Source organism: Fontimonas sp. SYSU GA230001 (assembly GCF_040066175.1).
Lineage (GTDB): Bacteria > Pseudomonadota > Gammaproteobacteria > Nevskiales > Nevskiaceae > Solimonas.
Genome location: NZ_JBEAAM010000051.1, coordinates 1 through 1840 on the forward strand (window position 1 = coordinate 1; position 1840 = coordinate 1840).

1 pseudogene is annotated in these 1840 nt (G+C 65.4%); it reads left to right on the forward strand.

The annotated features are described in order from the left end of the window. Positions 1–503 precede the first annotated feature (503 nt). Positions 504–1748 (forward strand): annotated as a pseudogene (gene ltrA / locus AAG565_RS15680) (group II intron reverse transcriptase/maturase); the annotation flags it as partial. Positions 1749–1840: the final 92 nt, after the last annotated feature.

Genomic DNA, 1840 nt, shown 5'->3' on the forward strand with positions numbered 1-1840 from the left:
GCGCAGTCTTGGAGGTGTAAGTCCTCCGGTGAGCTGGCCACAGTAAGCCAAGCGAAGCGCAACTGCGGGAGGGTGACTGACCGTGGAGAGGAAGCGTGGAGCGAAATCACGAGCCGATGTACAAGAACCGGATACGAGGCGATGCCGAGCAGGGCGAGCAGGCAAACGACTGCAAAGCTCTTGTGGCCAAAGCTCAGGCGGCGTAGATCCGGCGGCTGCGTGAGGAAGGACTGCGTTCTTACCCGGGGAGATCTCGCTGCACGTCCGAAAGGGCGACGCCGAGCTTGGAGCCCCACCTTGGCGCAAGCGAGAAGTCAGCAGAGGCCGTAGTAGCCGGCGACGGCGAAGGGCCGAACGAGGGGGAGAGCGAAACGACGATGGATCGCGGCGGCACAGGGCACCAGCCACCCGCGCGAGCGGGGCTGCGACGGAGCGACGCAGGTGAAGCCTGCGGAGTTCCGCGCGGCGGTGAAGTGCGGCCGGAGAGACATCGAGACGAGCGCTCGGGAAGCGACGGTCTGATGGAGAGGATCGTCGCACGCGACAATCTGAAGCAAGCCCTGAAGAGGGTGAAGAAGAACCACGGCAGTCCCGGTGTCGACGGGATGAGCGTGGAAGAGCTGCCGGAATATCTGGCGACCCACTGGGTGGAGATACGCGGGCAGCTGCTCGCGGGGACCTACCGACCGCAGCCGGTACGACGGTGTGAGATACCCAAGGGTGGCGGCGGGGTGCGGACGCTGGGGATACCGACGGTGCTGGACCGTTTCATCCAACAAGCCGCGCTGCAGGCGCTGCAGCCGCGATTCGATCCGACGTTCTCGGACAGCAGCTACGGGTTTCGGCCCGGGCGCAGCGCGCATCAGGCGATACGCAAGGCGCGCGCCCACATACAGGCTGGACACTGTTTCGTAGTGGATGTGGACCTGGAGAAGTTTTTCGACCGGGTCAACCACGACGTACTGATGGGGCGGCTGGCAAAGCGGATCGCGGACCCTGCGGTGCTCAAGCTGATCCACGGCTACCTGAAAGCCGGAATCATGGCCGACGGGGTAGTGATCGAGCGGTTTGAGGGCGCGCCGCAAGGCGGGCCGCTGTCGCCGCTGCTGGCGAACGTGCTGCTGGATGAGGTGGACAAGGTACTGGAAGCGCGCGGTCACGTCTTTGTCCGCTACGCCGACGACTGCAACGTCTATGTACGGAGCAGCAAGGCCGGCGAGCGGGTGATGGCGGGACTGCGCAAGCTCTACGGCAAGCTGCACCTGCGGATCAACCAGACCAAGAGCGCGGTGGCGACGGCGACGAGCCGGCCTTTTCTGGGATATGGATTTTGGACCCGGACAGGCGAGGTCAAGTGTGCCGTTGCCGCCAAATCGCTGGCGGCGATGAAAGCGCGGGTGCGGCAGATCACCGGCCGCAACGGTGGCCGAAGCCTGACACGGGTCGCCGAGGACTTGCGGAGCTACCTGCCGGGCTGGAAGCACTACTTCCAGCTCGCGCAGACGCCGCGGATTTTCAGCGATCTGGACGAATGGCTGCGACACCGGCTGCGGATGGTGCAGCTCAAGCAGTGGAAGCGCGGGACGACGATCTACCGCGAGCTGCGTGCGCGCGGGATGTCCGATTCCGCCGCGCAGCGAGTGGCGGCGAACAGCCGCCGCTGGTGGCGCAACAGCGCGAAGCTGCTGAACGTGGCGTTGCCGAACGCCTTCTTCGACACACTCGGGGTACCGCGCCTTGTCGCGTAACCTCAACCGCTCGAACCGCCGGATGCGGACCCGCATGTCCGGTGGTGTGGGAGGGGAACGCTGAGGGTATCCTCGGCGTCCCCTATCCCGAT